Raw genomic sequence first — 16684 nt, 5'->3', positions numbered from 1 at the left:
TGCCGCGTGGGGGCACGTGCAATGGCTGACATGACCGCGCCGCAACTCCCGCTGCCGATCCGACAGGACATCGCCGTCAAGCGCGTGATCCTGCCGGCGTTGAAACTGCTGCCGGCCGCCATGACCAGCATCGAAGCCATCGTGATGCTGCTGGCCATCGCCCTGCAGGAATCAGCGCTGGAACACCGCTGGCAGGTCATCGACGCCAAGCGCCCCAACGTGAAGGGCCCCGCGCGCGGGCTGTGGCAGTTCGAACTGGGGACGAAGGCGTCGAAGGGTGGCGTGTGGGGCGTGTACCTGCACCCGGCCAGCCGATACTGGCTGGCGCAGATATGCGTGGCGCGCGGTGTCGCATTCGAACCCCGGGCCATCTGGCTTGCGCTGGAAACCGACGACCTGCTGGCGTGCTGCGTGGCGCGTCTGCTGCTGTTCACCGACCCCAAGCGCCTGCCGGCCCTGACCGACACGAAGGGCGCGTGGGATCTGTACCGGTTCCGCACCTGGCGCCCCGGCAAGCCGCATGCCGGCAAGTGGCCGCTGAACCATCGCATGGCGGTCGCAGCCGCACAGGCGCACTACGCATGAACCACCACGCCATCCCCGACGCCCTGCTGACGCTGGCGCTGGCCGTCACCGTGCCGCTGTGGCCGGGCATCGATGCCTTCAGCCGGTACCCGGTGTTGGGCATCCCGGTGGCGGCGCTGACGGCGGCGATGCTGGGGTCTGGCTTCAGCTATCTGAAGCGCAAGGGGCAGGACGTGGAGGCGGTGCCGCTGCGGCTGCTGGGGATCGCGGCCGATGCCTTCATCGGGGGATGGATCGCCGTGGCGCTGACGCACATCCCGCAGCTGGCGCCGTATGGCGTGACCGCCATCCCGGTGGAGGCGGTGGCGGGACTGGCGGCGTTCCTGATGCAGGTGGTGCGCATCAAGGCGGCCGACTACTTCGAACGGACCTTCCAGGCGGGGCTGAATGCCTGGGTGGCGGTTTTCACCAGGGGGAAATCTCGGAATGAGGACACCCCATGATCTGGATACTGCTGACCGTCAACGCGCTGGTGTGCTTCGTCATCTTCTGGGTGTGCGGCACCTTCCTGCTGGTCGCTGACCGGCCCACGTGCGTGCGGAAGGCCGCGGCACAGGTCGGTCTGTTGCTCGCCATGGTGGGCGCATTCGCCACCGGCATGGCGCCGCTGGTGCAGCCCCACGTGCCGGGCTGGTGGTCGGTGCTGCTGCGCGTGGGCATCGCCATGATCGCGCTGGCGCAGTACGACAAGGCCTTCGGCATTTCAGATCAGGCGCGCAGCCTGGCCATCACCGTGCAGACCGTTCCGCTACGGCTGTCGCTGTGGTGGTCCGAACGCCTGGCGATCGCGCACCGCAACGCCCGGCTGAAGCGCTGATGGCGCTGCGCGATCGGGTCGCGGCCTGGGGCGCGGCGGGCCAGTGGATCGCCGGCCTGCTGCTGGTGCTGCTGCTGTCGTGGGCGGCGCTGGCCGTGTCGGTCGGCGTCAACGCCTGGCAATGGCGCAAGGCCGGCGCCGCGAAGGCGGAGTGCCGCGCGCAGATGGAACATGCCGCCCGCCTCGCCATCGAGGCCGAACAGAAACGCGCCACGCAGGCCGAGGCGCAGGCCCGCGCGATCGCCGCCGACACCCGGGCCGACACCACGCGCAGCGCTGCGCAGACGCAGAGGAACACGTATGCACGGGAAACCGCACTGGCCGGCGTTGCTGTCGCTGGTGATTGCCGCATGCCTGCTGGTGGGATGCCAAGCATCCAGCCGGCTATCGACGAAGCCAACGCCGCCGCGGGTGACTGACTGCCTGGACGAACCGTCCGGCGAGTTCCCGCCCGAGCCCACCGACCCGGCGCCCGGTCAGCCCATCACCGACGCGGTGCTGCTGGCGTGGAAGCTGTGGGGCAACCGCGTGATGGGCGTGGCCACTACCGACCGCATCCGCTGGCGCGGTGAGCGGCGCTGCATCCGGAAGATGGAAGCGGCGGGGCAGGTGCGTTAGGGCGACGCTTGACTGGTCGCCGCGACCGCCTTGTTGAATCGAACGCCGGCCTCGAAGACGTTGGGGACGCAACCGAACATGTTGTTGCACCCGCCGTCGAACACGATCCGAGATTTACCGCCGCCAGCGGGTTCCTTTGTGGCACGCATGGCGAGAACTGCAGAGTTCTGGCCGCCGCCATAGGTTTCGATCAGCACGTTGGTCGCCGTCTGGATCTTCAGGCGCGAGTTCTTGGCAATCCAAAGCTGCGCCGCCTCCCACATGGCGTCACACGCTTCCTTTGAATCGCACGTCGGAATGGTGGAATTGAACTCAGCCTGCAGGGCTGCCCTGTTCGCGCCCCCGGTCGCACAACCTGCCAAGAGAGCGCCAGCCAGCAAGCCCATCACGATACTACGCATGCACTTTCCCCCTTTCCATGAAGTGTGCCGGCGACTATAGCCGGCGCATCACGCGCAGCCAAGAAGATCAAGAAGCCCCTTCCGTTGCCGTGATTTCAACTCACGGAACCTGATCAAAAGACTGGCCTCGTCCTCCGACTCGGCGCGGACGTGAGGCAAGGCATAGATGCCTTGCTGGTCACCGACCCTTAGCCCCTCCGCCTCTTCGTCGGCGCCCACGACGAGGTGATCCAGCGTCGCACCCACACCATGGAATAGACGGTGAATCTTGGCCAGGTTGTCCAGGCTGGGTTCGGCGCGGCCGGTTTCCCACTTCGACACGGTGGCCTTCGTTACTTCCAATTCAAAGCCGACACGCTCCTGGGACCAGCCCTTGGCTTCCCGGACCCGCTTCAGGCGCTCACCGAAACTCGACATCTGTAGAGTCTGGCGACTCAGGAAACTTTTGTCGTTTCCTAGGGGTTGACAAGCGGAATTTCCTGTTGCGATACTCTCGCCATATCGCAAATGGATACTCTCTCCGTGTCCCAGACTGACACCCACCCGATCCGAAAGGGCCGCGCTCGTCACAAATTGACGCAGGAAGCGCTTGGCCGTGCAGTCGGCGTGACGAAGGCCACCGTATGCAAGTGGGAGCAGGGCCAAGCGCTACCTGAACCGGCCGTCGCCATGGATGTGGCCAAGCGCCTCAAGATTCCGCTGGAAGACGTGTATGCCTCCGCGAGGGTCGCCTGATGCGCGCCCTGGGCTACATCCGCGTGTCCACCGAAGAGCAGGCGGGGCAGGGGCACAGCCTGGCCCTGCAGCCCGACATGATCCGCCAGTGGTGTGGCCTGTTCGGGCACACGCTGGTCGACGTGGTGGAAGACCGGGGCATCAGCGCCGGCACCGCGCTGCACAAGCGCCCTGGCGGCCGCGAACTGCTGCGCCGCCTGCGCGCCGGTGAGGGGGACGTGGTGGTGGTGTATCGCCTGGACAGGCTGTTCCGCAACGCGCAGCACGGGTTGAACTTCGTGCGCGACGAACTGGACCGCACCGGCGTGGCGCTGCAGTCCATCAGCGAAAAGGTGGACACCACCACGGCGGTGGGCAAGTTCGTCCTGACCATCCTGATGGGGGCGGCCGAATACGAACGCGACCTGGTCCGCGAGCGCACGCGCGCCACGCAGCAGTCGCTGCGCGAGCGGGGCAGGGTGTACGGCACCACGCCGTATGGATGCGTGGCCATGGGCGGCACGTGGAGCGATGACGCCGGCCGCGTAGTGGGGCAATCGCTTTTCCGCGACCCGGCCACCTGGCCGCACCGCGAACTGATCATGGATCTGCGCGGACCGCACGACGGCCCGGCGCAGATGAGCCTGGACGCCATCGCCGACGAACTGTTCAGGCGCGGCATACGCGCACCTAATGGCGGCAAGCGCTGGCAGAAAACGTCGGTGTCTCGGGTGATCAATTCGCATGGCGGGTTGAAACATATCCCGCCCATGCCGGTGGTTCACGAAGCTGCAGTTTCGGGGGGCGAGCAGGCATGACCACGCGCCCCAGCCGCCACCCCAATCCGACCCGCCCGGGCTGGGTTTACCAGGGCACCGCCGCGCTGAAGAACACCACGCTGTCGTGCTGCCAAAAGTCTTACGCGCTTTCGCTGCGCCGCCAGCTGGCATCGCGCCTGATGCGCGAGGCGGCCGACGTTTCCATCCACTTCACCCGGTCGCCGCTGGGTGCGGAGTTCGCGGGGATCTTCGACGCGTGCCGTCGTGAAGTGGCCCGTATCGAACGCGCCGACCGGCGCCTAGCCCATCAGGTACACGCATGAGCCTGGACACCCCGCTGACGCTTGACGAAGCGCGCGAAGTCGCCCGCCTGCAGCACGAAATCACCGTGCTGCGCGAGGCCCGAGAAGTCGTCACCAATTCCGCCACGCCCGCCGTGATCTACGGCCGCATGGACGATCTGATCAACCGCCGTCAGGACGCGCTGCTGGGCATCTTCCAGCAGGCGCAGGGTGCGGTCCTTTCCGAAGTCAACCTGCGCGCATAGGCGCATTGGAGAAGCACGTGCGAAACATCACTCTGGGCGCCACCTACACCGACCGCATCACCGGCTTCACGGGTACCGCCATCGGTCACTGCGAATACCTGACGGGCTGCAATCAGACGCTGCTGCAGCCGAAGGGCGAAGACCCGACGAAGAAAGCCGAGGGCCACTGGTTCGACGACCAGCGCCTGGACGCCGTCGACGCCCCCGTCATCACGCTGGACAACGGCGCTACGCCCGGCTGCGACATGCCGGCGCCGGTGATCTGAGGCCATCGCCATGGGCAAGCGCGCCACCCGTTCCCAAGTCATCGCCACGCTGGTCAATGCCGCCGTGCTGGAAAGCCGCACGCAGTGGAACGCCTATGCGGCCGAAGTGGTCCTGCACTACCACGACACCGTGGCGGTGGAAGACCGCGACGTGGAATTCCACGTGGCCACCACCGCCGACAACCACGAACGGGCCACGCGCCTGAACACGCAGACGGTGCGCCGCATCCTGTCGGGCGAGATCCGCATGTGCGTGGACATCGAAGAATCGCTGATCAATGCGCTGCCCGATCCGTACCGCGACCACGTGCTGGCCGAACTGCTGGGCCGTGACGGGCTGATCCTCGCGCGCAAGCCGCCCATGCCGCACGACGTGGTGGGGCAGGTGGGCGCGCCCGCCGAACTGATGCGCCGCGCTGCTGATGCCGTGCAGGCCATCGCGCCCATGCTGGCCGACAACAATGCCATCGGGGCGGAGGACCAGCACCACTTCGCCAAGGCCCTGGCCGAGTTGCACGAAAGCATGGGCGCGCATCTGACCGCCGCCGCCATGATCACCGACGCCATGGGCAAGCTGCCTGGCGCCAAGCCGTCGCTGAAGGTGGTGGGCTGATGGCCGCCAACCAGTGGCAGCAGTGGTTCCCCGGCTCCGACCCGGACCGCCACGGCTGGTGGCGCCTGATCCGCTTCGACCAGGTCGACGGCGAGGGCAAGCCGGTCGGTAAGCCGCAGGTGGCGCTGACGCCGGGCAACTACCCGCGCCAGTTCCCCAGCGAAGAGATCGCGCAGCGGGCGGCCAACGTCCTGAATCAGGAAGAGGCCGAGGACCGCGCCCATGCGTGACATGGAAGCCCGGAAGTTCGAAGGGTGCTGCCGCTACATCGGGTTCGACCCGGTGCCGAAGGGCAAGTCGCCCGCCCTGGAATTCGTTTCCGATGACGGCGCGCTGCGCGTGCCCGCCGTCATGCAGTCCACGCCCATGGGCACGCGCCTGTATCGCCGCGGTTCGCTGGAAAAGCTGGTCGCGGCAGCGCGGGCACGGCCCGCAAACAAGGAAGCCCCCAGCGCTGGAACGCCGAGGGCTTCGGATGACCAAACCCGTCTAGGAGATTGACCGTGCACCAGTGCATCACAGGCGGCGCGACGCCGCAACCCCCGCAGTTTCCGAAGGTCAGCCATCGCTTGATGGTGCGCGTCAACATGCGGCGCGACGCGCACCGCTGCGGCGTGCCGTCAGGCCCCGCGCTGGCGGCCGTCGACCGCGCCTGGTCCGCCACCGGCGGCGATCGCTACGCCGCGCGCCGCGCGGGCTGGGCGGCCACCGATGCGCTGCGTGCGCAGCGGCTGTCGGAGATTAAGGCATGAGCGCGCTGGACAGAGAGATCCACCGACGGCGCATGGCCGGTTTCATCAAGGTCGGGGCGCAGGTCCACTACCACCCGATCATCAACGAGCAGCACGACGGGCGCGTTTACATCGTGCGTGACGTCGACATCGAGCAGGGACGTGTCTGGCTGGAAGGGAAGTCAGGATTCGTGATTGTCGACGCCGTGAGCAGCGCCGACGCGAGCGGGGAGGGCTGACCCATGTTCTTCCGCAACCTGGTGATGTTCCGTTTTCCCACGCCGGCGTCAGGGTCGCTTGACCTCGATCACTGGTTTAGCGAACTCCACCACGATGACTACACGGCGCGTTTCGCTGAGTGCGCCCTTAAGCCTGTCGGCCCGCTGGAACTCTCCTCGCGCGGCTTCGTGTCGCCGTTCGGAAGGGATAGCGATGAGTTGGTGCACCGCGTAGGCGATGCCATCTGGCTGTCGGTGGGCGGCGAAGACAAAATCCTGCCCGGCGCCGTGGTCAATGAAGCGCTGCAGAAAAAGCTGGCCGAGATCGAGGCCAAGGAAGGGCGGAAGCCTGGCGGCAAGACGCGCAAGCGCATCAAGGATGACCTGCTGCACGAACTTCTGCCCAAGGCGTTCGTGAAGCCGTCACGCGTCGACGTGTGCATCGACATGCGCCGCGGCGTGGTGGCGGTGGATACGGCGTCCCGCAAGGTGGGCGAGGGCGCGGTGTCGGAGATCCGCCGGGCGCTGGGCAGCTTCCCGGCGCTGCCGCTGAACGCCGAAGTGGCGCCGCGCGCCGTGATGACCGGCTGGCTGGCGGGCGAACCGTTACCCGATGGCCTGTGGATGGGTGAAGACGCGGAACTGCGCACGGCGATGGAGGGCGGCTCCGTCATCAAGTGCCAGGACACCGACCTGCGTTCCGACGAAGTCACGGCCCACCTGGCGACGGGCATGCAGTGCGCCAAGCTGGCGCTGACCATGGACGACTGCGTCAGCTTCGTCCTGGGCGAAGACCTGGTGGTGCGCAAGCTGAAGTTCCTCGACGGCGCCGTCGACCGGCTGGAAAACACCGAACACGACGACCTGCGCGCCGAACTGGACGCGCGCTTCGCGCTGATGGCGGGCGAACTGGGCCGGCTGTTCGACGTGCTGGAACCGGCGCTGAAGTTGTCGAAGGCGGAGGGCTGACGCCATGAACGTCATCGCCTTCCGGGGCCGCAGCAGCAGCCCCACGCCGCCCACCACGCCGTCGTCGCTGCACCTGACGCCGATGGTCGACCTGTTCCTGGAACGTCTGCGCGTGCGTGGTGCCGCGCGCAACACGCTGCTGGCTTACGGCAGCGACCTGCGGCACTTCGTGGTGTTCGCCCTGCGTATGGGCGTGGCGCTGGGCGGGCAGGTGGACGAACGCCTGGTCAATCGGTGGATTGACGCCGGCATGCAGGAACGCGGGTGGTCACGCCGCACTGCCCACCGTAAGCATATGACCCTGCACAGCCTGTTCCAGTGGGCCATCGGCGAGGGCTACGCGCTGCGCGACCCGACCACCGACGTGCGCATCACCTTCCGCCCGCGCGCCGTGGTGGCGCCGGAACTGGAACCGCTGAAGCGCGTCGTGGCCGCGATCGGCACGCAGGCGCCGCTGGACCTGCGCGACCGCGCCATGTGCCTGCTGATGCTGGACGCCGCGCTGCGCGCCAGCGAGGTGGCCTGCATCGACGTGGAGGACGACACGCACCCGCGCCTGCACTGGGTGGACCTGATCGCTCGCCGCGTGCACGTGCGGCCGAAGGGTGGGGCGGATACCGACGCCGACGTGGTGGGGCTGGAACCGCAGACGGTCGAAGCCATCCGCGCGTGGCTGCGCGTGCGCGGCAAGCTGGCCAAGCCGGGCGAACGGGCCATGTTCGTCAACCAGAACGGCGTGCGCATCGCTCGCCAGAGCGTCTACACCATGGTGCGGGCCCGCGGAGCCGCCGCCGGCCTGCCGCGCCTGCACCCGCATCTGTTCCGGCACCGCCGCATCGGCGACATCGTGGAAAAGCTGGGGCTGGATGTCGGCAGTGCGCAGGCCAGGCACCGCCACAAGTCCACCACCGTCAACGTGTACGGCACACATGCGGCCGAGGTGCAGCGCAACGCGGTGCGCGAGTTGGCGCCGCTGGGAGCGATCGCATGAGGCCCGCAACCATCCGCCTTAGCGAGGGGCTGCAGGACATCGCAAAGCGCCTGGACAAGGATATCGAGCGCGCGGCCGGTGAACGTGTCGGCTTCACGCTTCTGGTCTTCACTGAAGGTAGGGCCAGCTACATCAGCACAGTGCAGCGCGATTTCAGCGTGCAGGAAATCAAGCGACTGCTGGGTATCTGGGAGCAGGGCATGCCCGATGTTCCCGCCCATGAGTACAGGGGGTGATCCATGCAAAGAATGATCAGCCACACCGAACCGCTGCCGAACTGCCGCAACGGCCACCGCGCCCGCCACATGCACGACGTGCGCCGTGCCGAGGCCGGCGGCGGCCACCTGGTGGAGTGCGCCTGCAGCACCACCGGCAAGCACGCCGAGTTCGACACGGCGCTGGTGGAGTGGTGCCGCGCCAACGGCCACCCCGTCCCGCACGCGCTGCTGCAGGCGCCGCTGCCGCTGTCCAACGTCACCCATCTGAGGGCGCGGCCATGAGCATGACGCAGCTGCAGCGCGATGCGCTGGCCCGCGCGAAGGCGGGCGACTGGGAACTGGCGGATGCCATGGAACTTGTGGAGCGGAGCCGCAACGGGCACGCGCCCCGTGCGGTGATCGAGGCGGCCATCGTCCGAGGGCTTCACATTGAGGACTTCACGCTGACGGGAGGCGTGTTCGACAGCGGCCGTCTTCGCTTGATCGGGTATGGAAACAACACCTGTCACGAATGCGAGGGCGAAGGAACCGTTACCTGCACCCCATGCAAGGGGGAAGGTGAGGTGGTCTGTCCCCACTGCAACGTGGCAGGCGATTGCAAAGTCTGCGATGGCGGCGGCAGCGTCGAGTGTGAAACCTGCGACGGCCAAGGATGCGGCGATGGTCCCCTGTCTGTGTTTGCGGACCTCAACGACACGCCGCTGCCCGAGTCTTCGGAGCCCAACCCAAAGGCCACCACCCGCCCCATTTCATGGGTGCGCAAGACGCTTGCCGCCTACCACACCGAACAACAAGCGCAGCGCGAGCCCGACAAGGCCGCTGCAAAGACCTTGGAGAACGCCTGATGCGCGCCACCGTACAAGCCGCCGACCTTTCCACGATCCTGAAGCAGGGCGTGGCCGTGACCGGCAAAACAACACTGGACGTGCTGTCCCACGTGCTGATCCGTACCGACCGCGACGGCATCACCATCGAGTCCACCGACCTGAACACCTACATGCGCGACCGCATCCCGGCGCGCGTGGATGAAGCGGGCGAAGCCCTGCTGTCATCGCCCATGCTGTACGCAGCGGCCAGTGCCGGCGGTGAAGTCCGCCTGGACCACGAGGGCAAGGTCAGCCGCGGGCGCAGCCACTACAAAGTGCCGTACCGCGACGACGTGACGGAGTTTCCGGCGCAGGAAGACATGGTGTTCCAGCCCGTCGACATCGACCCGGTCGCGCTGGCCGCCGCGTTGCGCCAGGTGGAATACGCGCCGGACGATGGCGATGTCCGCCCGATGGCAAAGGCGGCGCACATCGAGCGCGGCCGGGTGTGGGCCACGGACGGCAAGCTGCTGGGCCGCGTCGCCTTCCCGTACGACGGCCCCACCATTTCCATTCCGGACAACCAGCTGAGGCGCGTGCTGGACGTGCTGGCCACCGGCGCAACGCTGCACATCGCCAACGTGCAGGACAACCAGGCGGGCAGCCTGCGCATCGACAACGGGCATCTGACGGTGGTGGTGCGGCTGCAGCACGTGGGGCGCCTGCCCGATCCGGAACCGCTGCTGCCGCTGCCCAACGACAAGCACCCGGAAGTGGTCATCGACCGGGCCGGGCTGGTCGCCGCACTGCGGCGCTTCATGCCCTTTGCGCTGCGGGTCGGCGACAAGCAGGTGGTGATGGCAAACGTGGCGTTGGAACTGCAGGAAGGCCGTTTCCTGATGACCAACACCAGCGGCGAAAGCCACGAAGACCTGACGGACCTGGTCAAGTCGACGCGCGGCAGCTTCCGCGAGGGGTTCGACCTGCGGCTGATGCTGTCGCTGCTGCAGGGCATCACCACCGACACCGTCCACCTGCGTCCAGGGGTCAAGGGTGCGGCCATGCTGTTCCAGCCCGGCGGCACCGAACGCGACCAGGTCGCCCACGTGCTGATGCCGGTGAGGCTGTAAGCCATGAGCGCCGACCAGAACAACGCGCTGCTGGCCGCGCTGAAGGAAGGCCCGATGACGGCGATGGACGCGCTGAACCGCCTGGGCATCGCCCGGGCGAGCGCCCGGGTGTTCGACCTGCGCGAGCAGGGCCACGACATCCGCAGCACGGACATCACCGTGACGAACCGCCACGGCAAGCCCTGCCGGGTGGCCCTGTATTCGCTGGGCGACGCCCAGCGCACGTTGCTGCCCGTACACCCGGGCAGGGGAGTGATGCACCCATGAGTAACCCATTGATTCCCGTGCTGCTGGTGCTGGTCGCCACGCTGGTGTCCGGTATCGCCCTGGGCGTGCTGGGCCACGCCATGTGGCGCCGCCGCCGGCAGCTGGTGTCGCCGCTGTCCGTCGACGGCCTCGCCGAACGCGCAGACGTGAACGGCCAGGCATTGGTGCAGATGGCCAAGGCCATGCGCGAGCGCGCCGCCGAGGAACAGCGCGACACCCGCCGCACCGAACTGCTGCGGTGGGCGCGCCTCGCCGAACAGGCCGCGCAGGAACACCTGGAATGCATCAATGCCATTTCGCTTGACGCCCTGCAGCAGGTCAGCGAAGCCAGGGTGCACCTGGGTGACTTTCGCCCAGCCAGAGATGACCGGCGGCGTAACCCGCCGATGGGCCCGGTGGCGCGCCACCTGATCAGGGGAGGGCGCCTGCATGGGTAACGCAACGATCGCAGACCTAGCCCGCCGCGCCGTTCCATTCCTGCGCGACGAAGCGTCAAAGTACGAGGACGACGGGAGCAACGAACCGTTGGAACTGGCGCGTGAGATTGAGGCCGCTATCGCACACTCTGCGTCCGAACCACAACGACACCCTGATGCTTTGCCGGACGGGAGCCTGTCCAAATCGACGAGCAAGCGATTGGAGGCGGTGACGCCACGGGTGAGCGAGGTAACGCGCCAGTTGATCGCGCGCGATCAGAGGGGCCGCGAGAAGTACGGCGCGACACTGGACCGCACGGACCTTCCCCTATCCGACTGGCTGCAACACATGGCCGAAGAGCTTATGGATGCGGCCGGTTACGCGCTTGCGGCCAAGCGCACCGCGCAAGCCGAGGCGAATTCCGAGACCGCAGGACTCCGACAACTGTCGGAGATCCTTTCCACGCCAGATGGATATGAGGTCGTCGAAGAGTTGCCGGGTATATGGGGATTCATGTTCACCAGCGACGGGGTGAAGATGGCGTCGGGCACGTCATGGAATCACCCGGCGCTTGCGGCAATGGCGGCGTGGCAAAACTACTGCGCTTCCAGCGGGAGGATTCCAAATGCGTAAGCGCATCGCCGAAGCCCTATACCACTGGCTGCTGTTCGCCATCGCCGGTCAGCGACCGCCCAACCTGGTGGTTGGCGATGACAACCCAGACGGCGCCTATCTGCTGCGCTGGTACGTGACGCCGTGGCGTGGCTGGTTCGCTGGCATCGCGCCGGAGCAGATGACGTGGTGGCAGCGCGCCGTCCACGCCGTGGTCAAGCGCCTGCCCAACCTGTACCTGCACAAGTTCCTGCGGGACGACGACGACCGCGCCCTGCACGACCACCCGTCATGGGCGGTCAGCTTCATCCTGCGGCGCGGGTACATCGAACACACCATCGCCGATGGCGGCATCCACCATCGCCGCGAGTACGGCCCGGGAACCCTGCGCTTCATGCGCACGCGGCACACGCACCGCATCGAACTGCACACCGACACGACCACCGGCACCGCCCAACCATGCTGGACGCTGTTTCTGTTCGGTCCGCGGTGTCGTGACTGGGGCTTCCATTGCCCGGAACGCGGCTGGGTGCCGTGGCAGAAGTTCACCGCCGAGGGCAAGCCGGGCGAAGTGGGGAAGGGGTGCGACGCATGACGCCCTGCATTTGGCCGACCGGCGAGCACTTCTGGTCCATCCCGCAGCCGGACGGCACGCAGACATGCCTGTGGTGTTCGGCCACCCAGCAGTCGAAACCGCCGACCGACCAGGGGAGCGCATGAAGCCCGTCCGCGAGTGCCCAGCCTGCGGCCGGAAGACCGACGCGCCTTCGTGCTGCGGCGTGTTCCTGGACAGCAAGTTCACCATGACGAAGGCGCGCACCATCGCGCTGCGGCGATACGCCCACGGCCGCAAGGGTCTGGACGTCGAAACCTACCGCATGCACCTGGAAGGCGTCGGTGCGCGCAGCACCACCGAACTGACGCGCGACCAACACACGGCCCTACTGAAGCGCCTGGGTGCGCTGCCGGACAAGCCCAGGCCGGGCAGGGGGGCGCCCGCATGACGGCGCGCCAGATCCGCCACCCTGGCCACCTGCGCGTGGCCGTCGAGAAAGCGATGCCGGCAAAGCCCGCGACCGACTACCGCGACGTGCTGAACCTGTCAGACGAAGACCCGAGCCGCACGCCGCTGACGATGATCGCGCACCAGCTGCGCGTTTCTATCGAAGTCGCACGCGAGCTTCGGGCCAACGCGATCCGGTACGTGCGCGATGCCGAGCGTGCGCGCACGCCCTTCAGGGTTCCAACCCTGCAGGAAAAGCGCCTGATCCAGCTGTACCAATTCAGCCCCGCAGAGGCCAAAGAGGCCATGCGCATGATTCAGAACGGTGAAATCACATGCCCCAACTGACCACGCCACCCAAACCCATCACCACCCTGGCCGATGCCATCGAAGCCGGCGAACACGCATTGCGCCGCGCGCCGGCCGGCTGTCCCGCACTGGTGACCCCGCACGTGATGCGCCTGCTGCTGGACGCGGCTGCCGCGACGGAGGCCACCCATGGCTGACGGGGGCGCACGCACGCAGCTGGGCTTCCACCTGCCCGACATCACCGCCGTGTCGCGCCTGCGCGCGGGCGAAATCGTGGTGGATCTGTTCGCTGGTGGCGGCGGCGCCAGCAAGGCGCTGGAAGGCGCGCTGGCCCGCGCCGTCGACGTGGCGATCAACCACAACCCCTATGCCATCGGCATGCACGCCGCCAATCACCCGTACACGAAGCACCTGTGCGAAGACGTATGGCAGGCGGACCCGGTGAAGGAAGCCGCCGGCCGCCCCGTGGGCTGGCTGCACGCCAGCCCCGACTGCACGCACTTCAGCCAGGCCAAGGGCGGCCAGCCGCGCGACCGCGCCACGCGTTCGCTGGCGTGGGTCATCCCGAAGTGGGCAGGCAGCCTGAAGCGCGCAGGCAAGCCGCCGCGGATCATCAGCATGGAGAACGTCATGCAGATGCTGAAGTGGGGGCCGCTGGTGGCCAAGCGCGACAAGGCCACCTGCCGCGTGGTGAAGCTGGACGGTACCGTGGCCGCCAAGGGCGAGCGCGTGCCGCTGCAGCAGCAGTTCCTGATCCCCGACAAGCGGCGAGAGGGGCAGACCTGGCGCCAGTTCATCGGCGTGATGCGTGCGCTGGGCTATGTCGCCGAGTGGCGGAAACTGAAGGCATGCGACTACGGCGCCGGCACCAGCCGCGAACGGTTGTTCGCCGTGTTCCGCTGCGACGGTGAACCGATCCGCTGGCCGGAGCCTACCCACGGGCCGGGCAGGGCGCACCCGTACGTGACGGCCGCCGACTGCATCGACTGGTCGATTCCTTGCCCGTCCATCTTCACCCGCGCCAGGCCGCTGGCCGATGCCACCATGAAGCGCATCGCCCGGGGCGTGAAGCGCTACGTGCTGGACGCTGCCGAGCCGTTCATTGTCGGCGTGGGCGGGCGCATGGGGCAGACCATGGAGCGCGCCACCGGCGAGCCCATGCAGACGATCACCGCGAAGGCTGACGCGTGTGTGTGCACGCCAACGCTGGTCGAATGCGCCAACGCATCCGCCGATGGCGTGACGCGCGCCGATGCACCGCTGCGCACGATTACCGCCTGGCCGAAGGGCGGTTCGCACGCTGTGGCGTCGGCCGCCCTGGTGAAGTTCCGCCACGACAGCGAGGGCGCGCCCATCGATGCCCCGCTGCCCACGATCACCAGTGGCGCAGGCGCCGCACGGCCCGCCGGTGCGGCGCACGCCATGGGCGTGATGACGGCGCACCTGGAACAGGCCAATGGCGGCTTCTACGACGGCGACGGCAAGGCCGCAGACGAACCGCTGTCGACCATCACCAGCAGCGGGACGCAGCAGCGCCTGGTGGCAACCAGCATGGTCACCATGCGCGGCGAAAACGTGGGCGCCGCGGCAGACGACCCGCTGCGCACGATCAGTGCAGGCGGCGAGCATCACGCACTGTTGTCCTGCGAACTGAGCCCGGAACACGAAGCCGGCGCGCTGCGCGTCGCGGCGTTCCTGATCAACTACTACGGCAACGGCCAAGCGCTGGCGCTGCCAGAGCCCATCGACACAATCACGACGCGCGACCGACTTGCGCTGGTCACGGTGACCGTGCAGGGAGTGCCGCACGTCATCGTCGACATCGGTCTGCGCATGCTTCAGCGGCACGAACTCTTCCGCGCGCAGGGGTTCCCGGCGGACTACATCATCGACCGCATGGCCTGCGGCACGCCGCTTTCCGGCAGCCGCAGCGTGGCCATGGTAGGCAACAGCGTCAGCCCGCCGCCGCTGCACGCGATCGCCGTCGCCAACCTAGACCCGGCCGATGCCGACAGGATGGCCGCGTGAGCCGTGGGCATCAGGTGGTGGTGGTCACCGGTCGACTGGGTGCAGATCCGGCGGTGAAGGCGCCACCCAGCGGCGGCATGGTGGCCGAACTGCGCGTGGCGGTCAGCGAGTCCTACAAGGACCGCGCCGGCAACCGCACCGAACACACCGAGTGGATACGCATCAAGGTGTTCGGCCAAGCGGCCGAAGCCGTGCAGCGCTTCCTGAAAAAGGGCGGCCTGGTAACGGTGCAGGGCAGGTTGCACACCGAAAAGTGGACGGCCGGCGACGGCAGCGACCGGTACAGCACGTGGGTGTACGCCTCGCCCAGCGGCGTGGACATCCACCACCAGCCGGAACACGAAAGCACGCGGGCAGCGCACCGGGGACGCGCTGCGACGCCCGAACCGGAACCGGCCGCCCCAGCCGCACAGGACTGGGTGGACGATGACGACTTCAGGTTCTGACCGCCGGCAGCCGCCTGGAACGCGGATGATGCGCAGCCGCAGTGCGCAGCGTGCTGATGTCGATGCCGAGGTAATGCGTGGTGGTGTCAGCATCGGCGTGGCCCAGCAGCTGCGCCAGCGCCATGATGTTTACGCCTCGCTTGTGCAATTCCGTGGCGAACGCTGCGCGCAGCAGGTGCGGGTAATGGCCGGACCACGGCTGCCCGGTGTAGGCCGCTTCCAGACGCGCGAAGCCGCACGCCAGGCCCAAGGCGCGACGTGCATACCGGTTGACCACGACCCACACGCTGCGGCCGTCGCGGAGCGCCTTTCCATGGCGCGTCACGAACAAGGCGCTGCGCTTGCCTGGCCGCACCGTGGCGCGCAGGCGCAGGTAAGTCTGCAGGAGGCCGTACCAGGACGGACCGAACGGCACCAGGCGGTCGACGCCACCTTTCCCGCGGACGTACAGGAAGCCATCGATGCGCACGCTGCCAAGTTCCAGCGTGGCCAATTCGCTGGCGCGCAGGCCGCACTGGTAAAGCGTGGCCATGATGAAGTGATCCCGAAAGCCCACGAACGTGGACAGGTCCGGCGCCGCCAGCAGCAGGCCCACTTCGTGATCCGACAACGCCCGCGGCAATCGCTGCGGTGCACGCTTCTGGCGTGGGTAGCCATCGGGCTGCCAGGCGTCCGGATCGGCGACCTTCAGCCAGTTGAACCACGTGCGCAGGGCCGACAGTTCCAGGTTCAACGACGCCTGTTTCAGGTGATCACGCGTGCGCCGCGTGGCCACGTAGCGTGCCACCGGGTCCAACTCGCCGGGCACGTGCACCGCGAACGCCGCATAGCGCGCCACCGTCGCGCGGTACGCACGCACCGTCGCCGGGCTTCGACCCATGCTGCGCAGGGTGATGACGAAGCGATCCAGCAGCCGGTCAATCTGACAATATCCGTGTTTTAGCACCACCAACGGAAATCCCACCCATTCAGAAGAGCGGATAAACCGTCGAATATTCAGATAGATGCAGCGCGTATCTAAGGCATCGCCTTAGCTATTACATAATAGGCATTATGCGAAATTTGATTGGGGAGGTGGGTTGGTGGATGCGCCTGCTGGGCTGGTTCCTGAGAGGCCTGATTGCCGCAGCGAATCTGCCCCCGCTACGCCCAGCAATCGCCTCAATTGGGTCCAACAATCGCCGCAGATTTGTTGAGGC

Annotated in this window: 34 protein-coding genes; 31 read left to right on the top strand and 3 right to left on the bottom strand. The window is 67.4% G+C overall.

All coding sequences use genetic code 11. The features are described 5' to 3' along the window. Window positions 1-30 precede the first annotated feature (30 nt). Genes ACSQ1W_RS08400 through ACSQ1W_RS08380 form a run of 5 tightly spaced genes read left to right on the top strand, consistent with a single transcriptional unit; the run spans window position 31 to window position 2020 of the window. A complete protein-coding gene (locus tag ACSQ1W_RS08400) occupies window positions 31-585 on the top strand; it encodes a hypothetical protein (protein WP_436042831.1) in 555 nt (184 codons plus the stop codon). Continuing rightward, complete coding sequence (locus ACSQ1W_RS08395) at window positions 582-1028, top strand: hypothetical protein (protein ID WP_436042830.1); 447 nt, start codon at window positions 582-584, stop codon at window positions 1026-1028. The genes ACSQ1W_RS08400 and ACSQ1W_RS08395 overlap by 4 nt, the downstream gene beginning before the upstream one ends. Beyond that, complete coding sequence (locus tag ACSQ1W_RS08390; RefSeq protein WP_436042828.1) at window positions 1025-1402, top strand: hypothetical protein; 378 nt, start codon at window positions 1025-1027, stop codon at window positions 1400-1402. The genes ACSQ1W_RS08395 and ACSQ1W_RS08390 overlap by 4 nt, the downstream gene beginning before the upstream one ends. Continuing rightward, window positions 1402-1821 (top strand): hypothetical protein, encoded by a 420-nt coding sequence (locus ACSQ1W_RS08385; protein ID WP_436042826.1) that lies wholly within the window; start codon window positions 1402-1404, stop codon window positions 1819-1821. The genes ACSQ1W_RS08390 and ACSQ1W_RS08385 overlap by 1 nt, the downstream gene beginning before the upstream one ends. Further along, window positions 1814-2020 (top strand): hypothetical protein, encoded by a 207-nt coding sequence (locus ACSQ1W_RS08380; RefSeq protein WP_436042824.1) that lies wholly within the window; start codon window positions 1814-1816, stop codon window positions 2018-2020. Before ACSQ1W_RS08385 ends, ACSQ1W_RS08380 begins: the two co-directional genes overlap by 8 nt. Here the strand turns inward: ACSQ1W_RS08380 and ACSQ1W_RS08375 are convergent. Continuing rightward, entirely contained in the window at window positions 2017-2421 is a 405-nt protein-coding gene (locus ACSQ1W_RS08375; RefSeq protein WP_436042822.1) for a hypothetical protein, read from the bottom strand. The genes ACSQ1W_RS08380 and ACSQ1W_RS08375 overlap by 4 nt on opposite strands. 48 nt (window positions 2422-2469) lie before the next feature. Continuing rightward, the gene (locus tag ACSQ1W_RS08370; protein ID WP_436042820.1) at window positions 2470-2838 is read right to left on the bottom strand and encodes a helix-turn-helix domain-containing protein; all 369 of its coding nucleotides are present in this window, start codon (window positions 2836-2838) and stop codon (window positions 2470-2472) included. Between the two features lie 105 nt (window positions 2839-2943). Here ACSQ1W_RS08370 and ACSQ1W_RS08365 point away from each other — a divergent pair, with 105 nt between their 5' ends. Genes ACSQ1W_RS08365 through ACSQ1W_RS08240 form a run of 26 tightly spaced genes read left to right on the top strand, consistent with a single transcriptional unit; the run spans window position 2944 to window position 15485 of the window. Beyond that, the gene (locus ACSQ1W_RS08365; RefSeq protein ID WP_436042818.1) at window positions 2944-3156 is read left to right on the top strand and encodes a helix-turn-helix transcriptional regulator; all 213 of its coding nucleotides are present in this window, start codon (window positions 2944-2946) and stop codon (window positions 3154-3156) included. Continuing rightward, window positions 3156-3953, top strand: a complete 798-nt coding sequence (locus tag ACSQ1W_RS08360) for a recombinase family protein (RefSeq protein ID WP_436042816.1) — start codon at window positions 3156-3158, stop codon at window positions 3951-3953. The genes ACSQ1W_RS08365 and ACSQ1W_RS08360 overlap by 1 nt, the downstream gene beginning before the upstream one ends. Beyond that, window positions 3950-4237 (top strand): hypothetical protein, encoded by a 288-nt coding sequence (locus ACSQ1W_RS08355; protein WP_436042814.1) that lies wholly within the window; start codon window positions 3950-3952, stop codon window positions 4235-4237. The genes ACSQ1W_RS08360 and ACSQ1W_RS08355 overlap by 4 nt, the downstream gene beginning before the upstream one ends. Then, window positions 4234-4461 (top strand): hypothetical protein, encoded by a 228-nt coding sequence (locus ACSQ1W_RS08350; RefSeq protein WP_436042812.1) that lies wholly within the window; start codon window positions 4234-4236, stop codon window positions 4459-4461. The genes ACSQ1W_RS08355 and ACSQ1W_RS08350 overlap by 4 nt, the downstream gene beginning before the upstream one ends. 17 nt (window positions 4462-4478) lie before the next feature. After that, window positions 4479-4727 carry a hypothetical protein gene (locus ACSQ1W_RS08345; RefSeq protein WP_436042810.1) on the top strand — a complete coding sequence of 83 codons (249 nt, stop codon included), beginning with the start codon at window positions 4479-4481 and terminating at the stop codon, window positions 4725-4727. A 10-nt stretch (window positions 4728-4737) separates the two neighbouring features. After that, complete coding sequence (locus ACSQ1W_RS08340; RefSeq protein WP_436042808.1) at window positions 4738-5340, top strand: hypothetical protein; 603 nt, start codon at window positions 4738-4740, stop codon at window positions 5338-5340. Beyond that, complete coding sequence (locus tag ACSQ1W_RS08335; RefSeq protein ID WP_436042807.1) at window positions 5340-5570, top strand: hypothetical protein; 231 nt, start codon at window positions 5340-5342, stop codon at window positions 5568-5570. Before ACSQ1W_RS08340 ends, ACSQ1W_RS08335 begins: the two co-directional genes overlap by 1 nt. Before the next feature lies 1 nt (window position 5571). Beyond that, complete coding sequence (locus ACSQ1W_RS08330; protein WP_436042805.1) at window positions 5572-5841, top strand: hypothetical protein; 270 nt, start codon at window positions 5572-5574, stop codon at window positions 5839-5841. 2 nt (window positions 5842-5843) lie between these two features. Beyond that, on the top strand, window positions 5844-6092 hold the full coding sequence (locus tag ACSQ1W_RS08325; RefSeq protein ID WP_436042803.1) for a hypothetical protein: 249 nt from the start codon (window positions 5844-5846) through the stop codon (window positions 6090-6092). Continuing rightward, a complete protein-coding gene (locus ACSQ1W_RS08320) occupies window positions 6089-6310 on the top strand; it encodes a hypothetical protein (protein ID WP_436042802.1) in 222 nt (73 codons plus the stop codon). Before ACSQ1W_RS08325 ends, ACSQ1W_RS08320 begins: the two co-directional genes overlap by 4 nt. 3 nt (window positions 6311-6313) lie before the next feature. Further along, window positions 6314-7258, top strand: a complete 945-nt coding sequence (locus tag ACSQ1W_RS08315; RefSeq protein WP_436042800.1) for a recombination-associated protein RdgC — start codon at window positions 6314-6316, stop codon at window positions 7256-7258. Window positions 7259-7262: 4 nt separating this feature from the next. Beyond that, window positions 7263-8249: a tyrosine-type recombinase/integrase gene (locus tag ACSQ1W_RS08310; RefSeq protein WP_436042798.1), complete on the top strand. Its 987-nt coding sequence runs from the start codon at window positions 7263-7265 to the stop codon at window positions 8247-8249. Beyond that, window positions 8246-8485, top strand: coding sequence for a hypothetical protein (locus tag ACSQ1W_RS08305; RefSeq protein WP_436042796.1), 240 nt, complete (start codon window positions 8246-8248; stop codon window positions 8483-8485). The genes ACSQ1W_RS08310 and ACSQ1W_RS08305 overlap by 4 nt, the downstream gene beginning before the upstream one ends. 3 nt (window positions 8486-8488) lie before the next feature. Then, entirely contained in the window at window positions 8489-8749 is a 261-nt protein-coding gene (locus tag ACSQ1W_RS08300; protein WP_436042795.1) for a hypothetical protein, read from the top strand. Further along, window positions 8746-9312 (top strand): hypothetical protein, encoded by a 567-nt coding sequence (locus ACSQ1W_RS08295; protein ID WP_436042794.1) that lies wholly within the window; start codon window positions 8746-8748, stop codon window positions 9310-9312. The genes ACSQ1W_RS08300 and ACSQ1W_RS08295 overlap by 4 nt, the downstream gene beginning before the upstream one ends. Beyond that, window positions 9312-10403, top strand: a complete 1092-nt coding sequence (locus ACSQ1W_RS08290; RefSeq protein WP_436042793.1) for a hypothetical protein — start codon at window positions 9312-9314, stop codon at window positions 10401-10403. The genes ACSQ1W_RS08295 and ACSQ1W_RS08290 overlap by 1 nt, the downstream gene beginning before the upstream one ends. Window positions 10404-10406: 3 nt before the next feature. After that, complete coding sequence (locus tag ACSQ1W_RS08285) at window positions 10407-10670, top strand: helix-turn-helix domain-containing protein (protein WP_436042791.1); 264 nt, start codon at window positions 10407-10409, stop codon at window positions 10668-10670. Then, complete coding sequence (locus ACSQ1W_RS08280; protein WP_436042789.1) at window positions 10667-11107, top strand: hypothetical protein; 441 nt, start codon at window positions 10667-10669, stop codon at window positions 11105-11107. The genes ACSQ1W_RS08285 and ACSQ1W_RS08280 overlap by 4 nt, the downstream gene beginning before the upstream one ends. Continuing rightward, the gene (locus ACSQ1W_RS08275) at window positions 11100-11720 is read left to right on the top strand and encodes a hypothetical protein (RefSeq protein WP_436042788.1); all 621 of its coding nucleotides are present in this window, start codon (window positions 11100-11102) and stop codon (window positions 11718-11720) included. The genes ACSQ1W_RS08280 and ACSQ1W_RS08275 overlap by 8 nt, the downstream gene beginning before the upstream one ends. Then, on the top strand, window positions 11713-12294 hold the full coding sequence (locus ACSQ1W_RS08270; RefSeq protein ID WP_436042787.1) for a hypothetical protein: 582 nt from the start codon (window positions 11713-11715) through the stop codon (window positions 12292-12294). Before ACSQ1W_RS08275 ends, ACSQ1W_RS08270 begins: the two co-directional genes overlap by 8 nt. After that, the gene (locus tag ACSQ1W_RS08265; protein WP_436042786.1) at window positions 12291-12419 is read left to right on the top strand and encodes a hypothetical protein; all 129 of its coding nucleotides are present in this window, start codon (window positions 12291-12293) and stop codon (window positions 12417-12419) included. Before ACSQ1W_RS08270 ends, ACSQ1W_RS08265 begins: the two co-directional genes overlap by 4 nt. After that, window positions 12416-12703, top strand: a complete 288-nt coding sequence (locus ACSQ1W_RS08260; RefSeq protein ID WP_436042784.1) for a hypothetical protein — start codon at window positions 12416-12418, stop codon at window positions 12701-12703. The genes ACSQ1W_RS08265 and ACSQ1W_RS08260 overlap by 4 nt, the downstream gene beginning before the upstream one ends. Next, window positions 12700-13050 (top strand): hypothetical protein, encoded by a 351-nt coding sequence (locus ACSQ1W_RS08255; protein WP_436042782.1) that lies wholly within the window; start codon window positions 12700-12702, stop codon window positions 13048-13050. The genes ACSQ1W_RS08260 and ACSQ1W_RS08255 overlap by 4 nt, the downstream gene beginning before the upstream one ends. Next, complete coding sequence (locus tag ACSQ1W_RS08250; RefSeq protein ID WP_436042780.1) at window positions 13038-13208, top strand: hypothetical protein; 171 nt, start codon at window positions 13038-13040, stop codon at window positions 13206-13208. Before ACSQ1W_RS08255 ends, ACSQ1W_RS08250 begins: the two co-directional genes overlap by 13 nt. Next, window positions 13201-15039: a DNA cytosine methyltransferase gene (locus tag ACSQ1W_RS08245; RefSeq protein ID WP_436042779.1), complete on the top strand. Its 1839-nt coding sequence runs from the start codon at window positions 13201-13203 to the stop codon at window positions 15037-15039. Before ACSQ1W_RS08250 ends, ACSQ1W_RS08245 begins: the two co-directional genes overlap by 8 nt. After that, window positions 15036-15485, top strand: a complete 450-nt coding sequence (locus ACSQ1W_RS08240) for a single-stranded DNA-binding protein (RefSeq protein ID WP_436042777.1) — start codon at window positions 15036-15038, stop codon at window positions 15483-15485. Before ACSQ1W_RS08245 ends, ACSQ1W_RS08240 begins: the two co-directional genes overlap by 4 nt. Here ACSQ1W_RS08240 and ACSQ1W_RS08235 read toward each other — a convergent pair. Next, entirely contained in the window at window positions 15475-16431 is a 957-nt protein-coding gene (locus ACSQ1W_RS08235; RefSeq protein WP_436046153.1) for a tyrosine-type recombinase/integrase, read from the bottom strand. The two genes, ACSQ1W_RS08240 and ACSQ1W_RS08235, sit on opposite strands and share 11 nt — an antisense overlap. Window positions 16432-16684 lie beyond the last annotated feature (253 nt).

This window comes from Pseudoxanthomonas sp. LjRoot143 (assembly GCF_964252945.1).
GTDB lineage: Bacteria > Pseudomonadota > Gammaproteobacteria > Xanthomonadales > Xanthomonadaceae > Pseudoxanthomonas_A.
This window is presented reverse-complemented; position numbering and strand designations above follow the sequence as displayed.

What these genes read in the sequence shown, in the direction of transcription:
- ACSQ1W_RS08400 (WP_436042831.1), top strand. Translation starts at nt 31, where the DNA reads ATGACCGCGCCGCAACTCCCGCTGCCGATCCGACAGGACATCGCCGTC.
- ACSQ1W_RS08395 (WP_436042830.1), top strand. Translation starts at nt 582, where the DNA reads ATGAACCACCACGCCATCCCCGACGCCCTGCTGACGCTGGCGCTGGCC.
- ACSQ1W_RS08390 (WP_436042828.1), top strand. Translation starts at nt 1,025, where the DNA reads ATGATCTGGATACTGCTGACCGTCAACGCGCTGGTGTGCTTCGTCATC.
- ACSQ1W_RS08385 (WP_436042826.1), top strand. Translation starts at nt 1,402, where the DNA reads ATGGCGCTGCGCGATCGGGTCGCGGCCTGGGGCGCGGCGGGCCAGTGG.
- ACSQ1W_RS08375 (WP_436042822.1), bottom strand. Translation starts at nt 2,421, where the DNA reads ATGCGTAGTATCGTGATGGGCTTGCTGGCTGGCGCTCTCTTGGCAGGT.
- ACSQ1W_RS08370 (WP_436042820.1), bottom strand. Translation starts at nt 2,838, where the DNA reads ATGTCGAGTTTCGGTGAGCGCCTGAAGCGGGTCCGGGAAGCCAAGGGC.
- ACSQ1W_RS08360 (WP_436042816.1), top strand. Translation starts at nt 3,156, where the DNA reads ATGCGCGCCCTGGGCTACATCCGCGTGTCCACCGAAGAGCAGGCGGGG.
- ACSQ1W_RS08355 (WP_436042814.1), top strand. Translation starts at nt 3,950, where the DNA reads ATGACCACGCGCCCCAGCCGCCACCCCAATCCGACCCGCCCGGGCTGG.
- ACSQ1W_RS08350 (WP_436042812.1), top strand. Translation starts at nt 4,234, where the DNA reads ATGAGCCTGGACACCCCGCTGACGCTTGACGAAGCGCGCGAAGTCGCC.
- ACSQ1W_RS08340 (WP_436042808.1), top strand. Translation starts at nt 4,738, where the DNA reads ATGGGCAAGCGCGCCACCCGTTCCCAAGTCATCGCCACGCTGGTCAAT.
- ACSQ1W_RS08335 (WP_436042807.1), top strand. Translation starts at nt 5,340, where the DNA reads ATGGCCGCCAACCAGTGGCAGCAGTGGTTCCCCGGCTCCGACCCGGAC.
- ACSQ1W_RS08330 (WP_436042805.1), top strand. Translation starts at nt 5,572, where the DNA reads ATGGAAGCCCGGAAGTTCGAAGGGTGCTGCCGCTACATCGGGTTCGAC.
- ACSQ1W_RS08320 (WP_436042802.1), top strand. Translation starts at nt 6,089, where the DNA reads ATGAGCGCGCTGGACAGAGAGATCCACCGACGGCGCATGGCCGGTTTC.
- ACSQ1W_RS08315 (WP_436042800.1), top strand. Translation starts at nt 6,314, where the DNA reads ATGTTCTTCCGCAACCTGGTGATGTTCCGTTTTCCCACGCCGGCGTCA.
- ACSQ1W_RS08310 (WP_436042798.1), top strand. Translation starts at nt 7,263, where the DNA reads ATGAACGTCATCGCCTTCCGGGGCCGCAGCAGCAGCCCCACGCCGCCC.
- ACSQ1W_RS08305 (WP_436042796.1), top strand. Translation starts at nt 8,246, where the DNA reads ATGAGGCCCGCAACCATCCGCCTTAGCGAGGGGCTGCAGGACATCGCA.
- ACSQ1W_RS08300 (WP_436042795.1), top strand. Translation starts at nt 8,489, where the DNA reads ATGCAAAGAATGATCAGCCACACCGAACCGCTGCCGAACTGCCGCAAC.
- ACSQ1W_RS08295 (WP_436042794.1), top strand. Translation starts at nt 8,746, where the DNA reads ATGAGCATGACGCAGCTGCAGCGCGATGCGCTGGCCCGCGCGAAGGCG.
- ACSQ1W_RS08290 (WP_436042793.1), top strand. Translation starts at nt 9,312, where the DNA reads ATGCGCGCCACCGTACAAGCCGCCGACCTTTCCACGATCCTGAAGCAG.
- ACSQ1W_RS08285 (WP_436042791.1), top strand. Translation starts at nt 10,407, where the DNA reads ATGAGCGCCGACCAGAACAACGCGCTGCTGGCCGCGCTGAAGGAAGGC.
- ACSQ1W_RS08280 (WP_436042789.1), top strand. Translation starts at nt 10,667, where the DNA reads ATGAGTAACCCATTGATTCCCGTGCTGCTGGTGCTGGTCGCCACGCTG.
- ACSQ1W_RS08275 (WP_436042788.1), top strand. Translation starts at nt 11,100, where the DNA reads ATGGGTAACGCAACGATCGCAGACCTAGCCCGCCGCGCCGTTCCATTC.
- ACSQ1W_RS08270 (WP_436042787.1), top strand. Translation starts at nt 11,713, where the DNA reads ATGCGTAAGCGCATCGCCGAAGCCCTATACCACTGGCTGCTGTTCGCC.
- ACSQ1W_RS08265 (WP_436042786.1), top strand. Translation starts at nt 12,291, where the DNA reads ATGACGCCCTGCATTTGGCCGACCGGCGAGCACTTCTGGTCCATCCCG.
- ACSQ1W_RS08260 (WP_436042784.1), top strand. Translation starts at nt 12,416, where the DNA reads ATGAAGCCCGTCCGCGAGTGCCCAGCCTGCGGCCGGAAGACCGACGCG.
- ACSQ1W_RS08255 (WP_436042782.1), top strand. Translation starts at nt 12,700, where the DNA reads ATGACGGCGCGCCAGATCCGCCACCCTGGCCACCTGCGCGTGGCCGTC.
- ACSQ1W_RS08250 (WP_436042780.1), top strand. Translation starts at nt 13,038, where the DNA reads ATGCCCCAACTGACCACGCCACCCAAACCCATCACCACCCTGGCCGAT.
- ACSQ1W_RS08245 (WP_436042779.1), top strand. Translation starts at nt 13,201, where the DNA reads ATGGCTGACGGGGGCGCACGCACGCAGCTGGGCTTCCACCTGCCCGAC.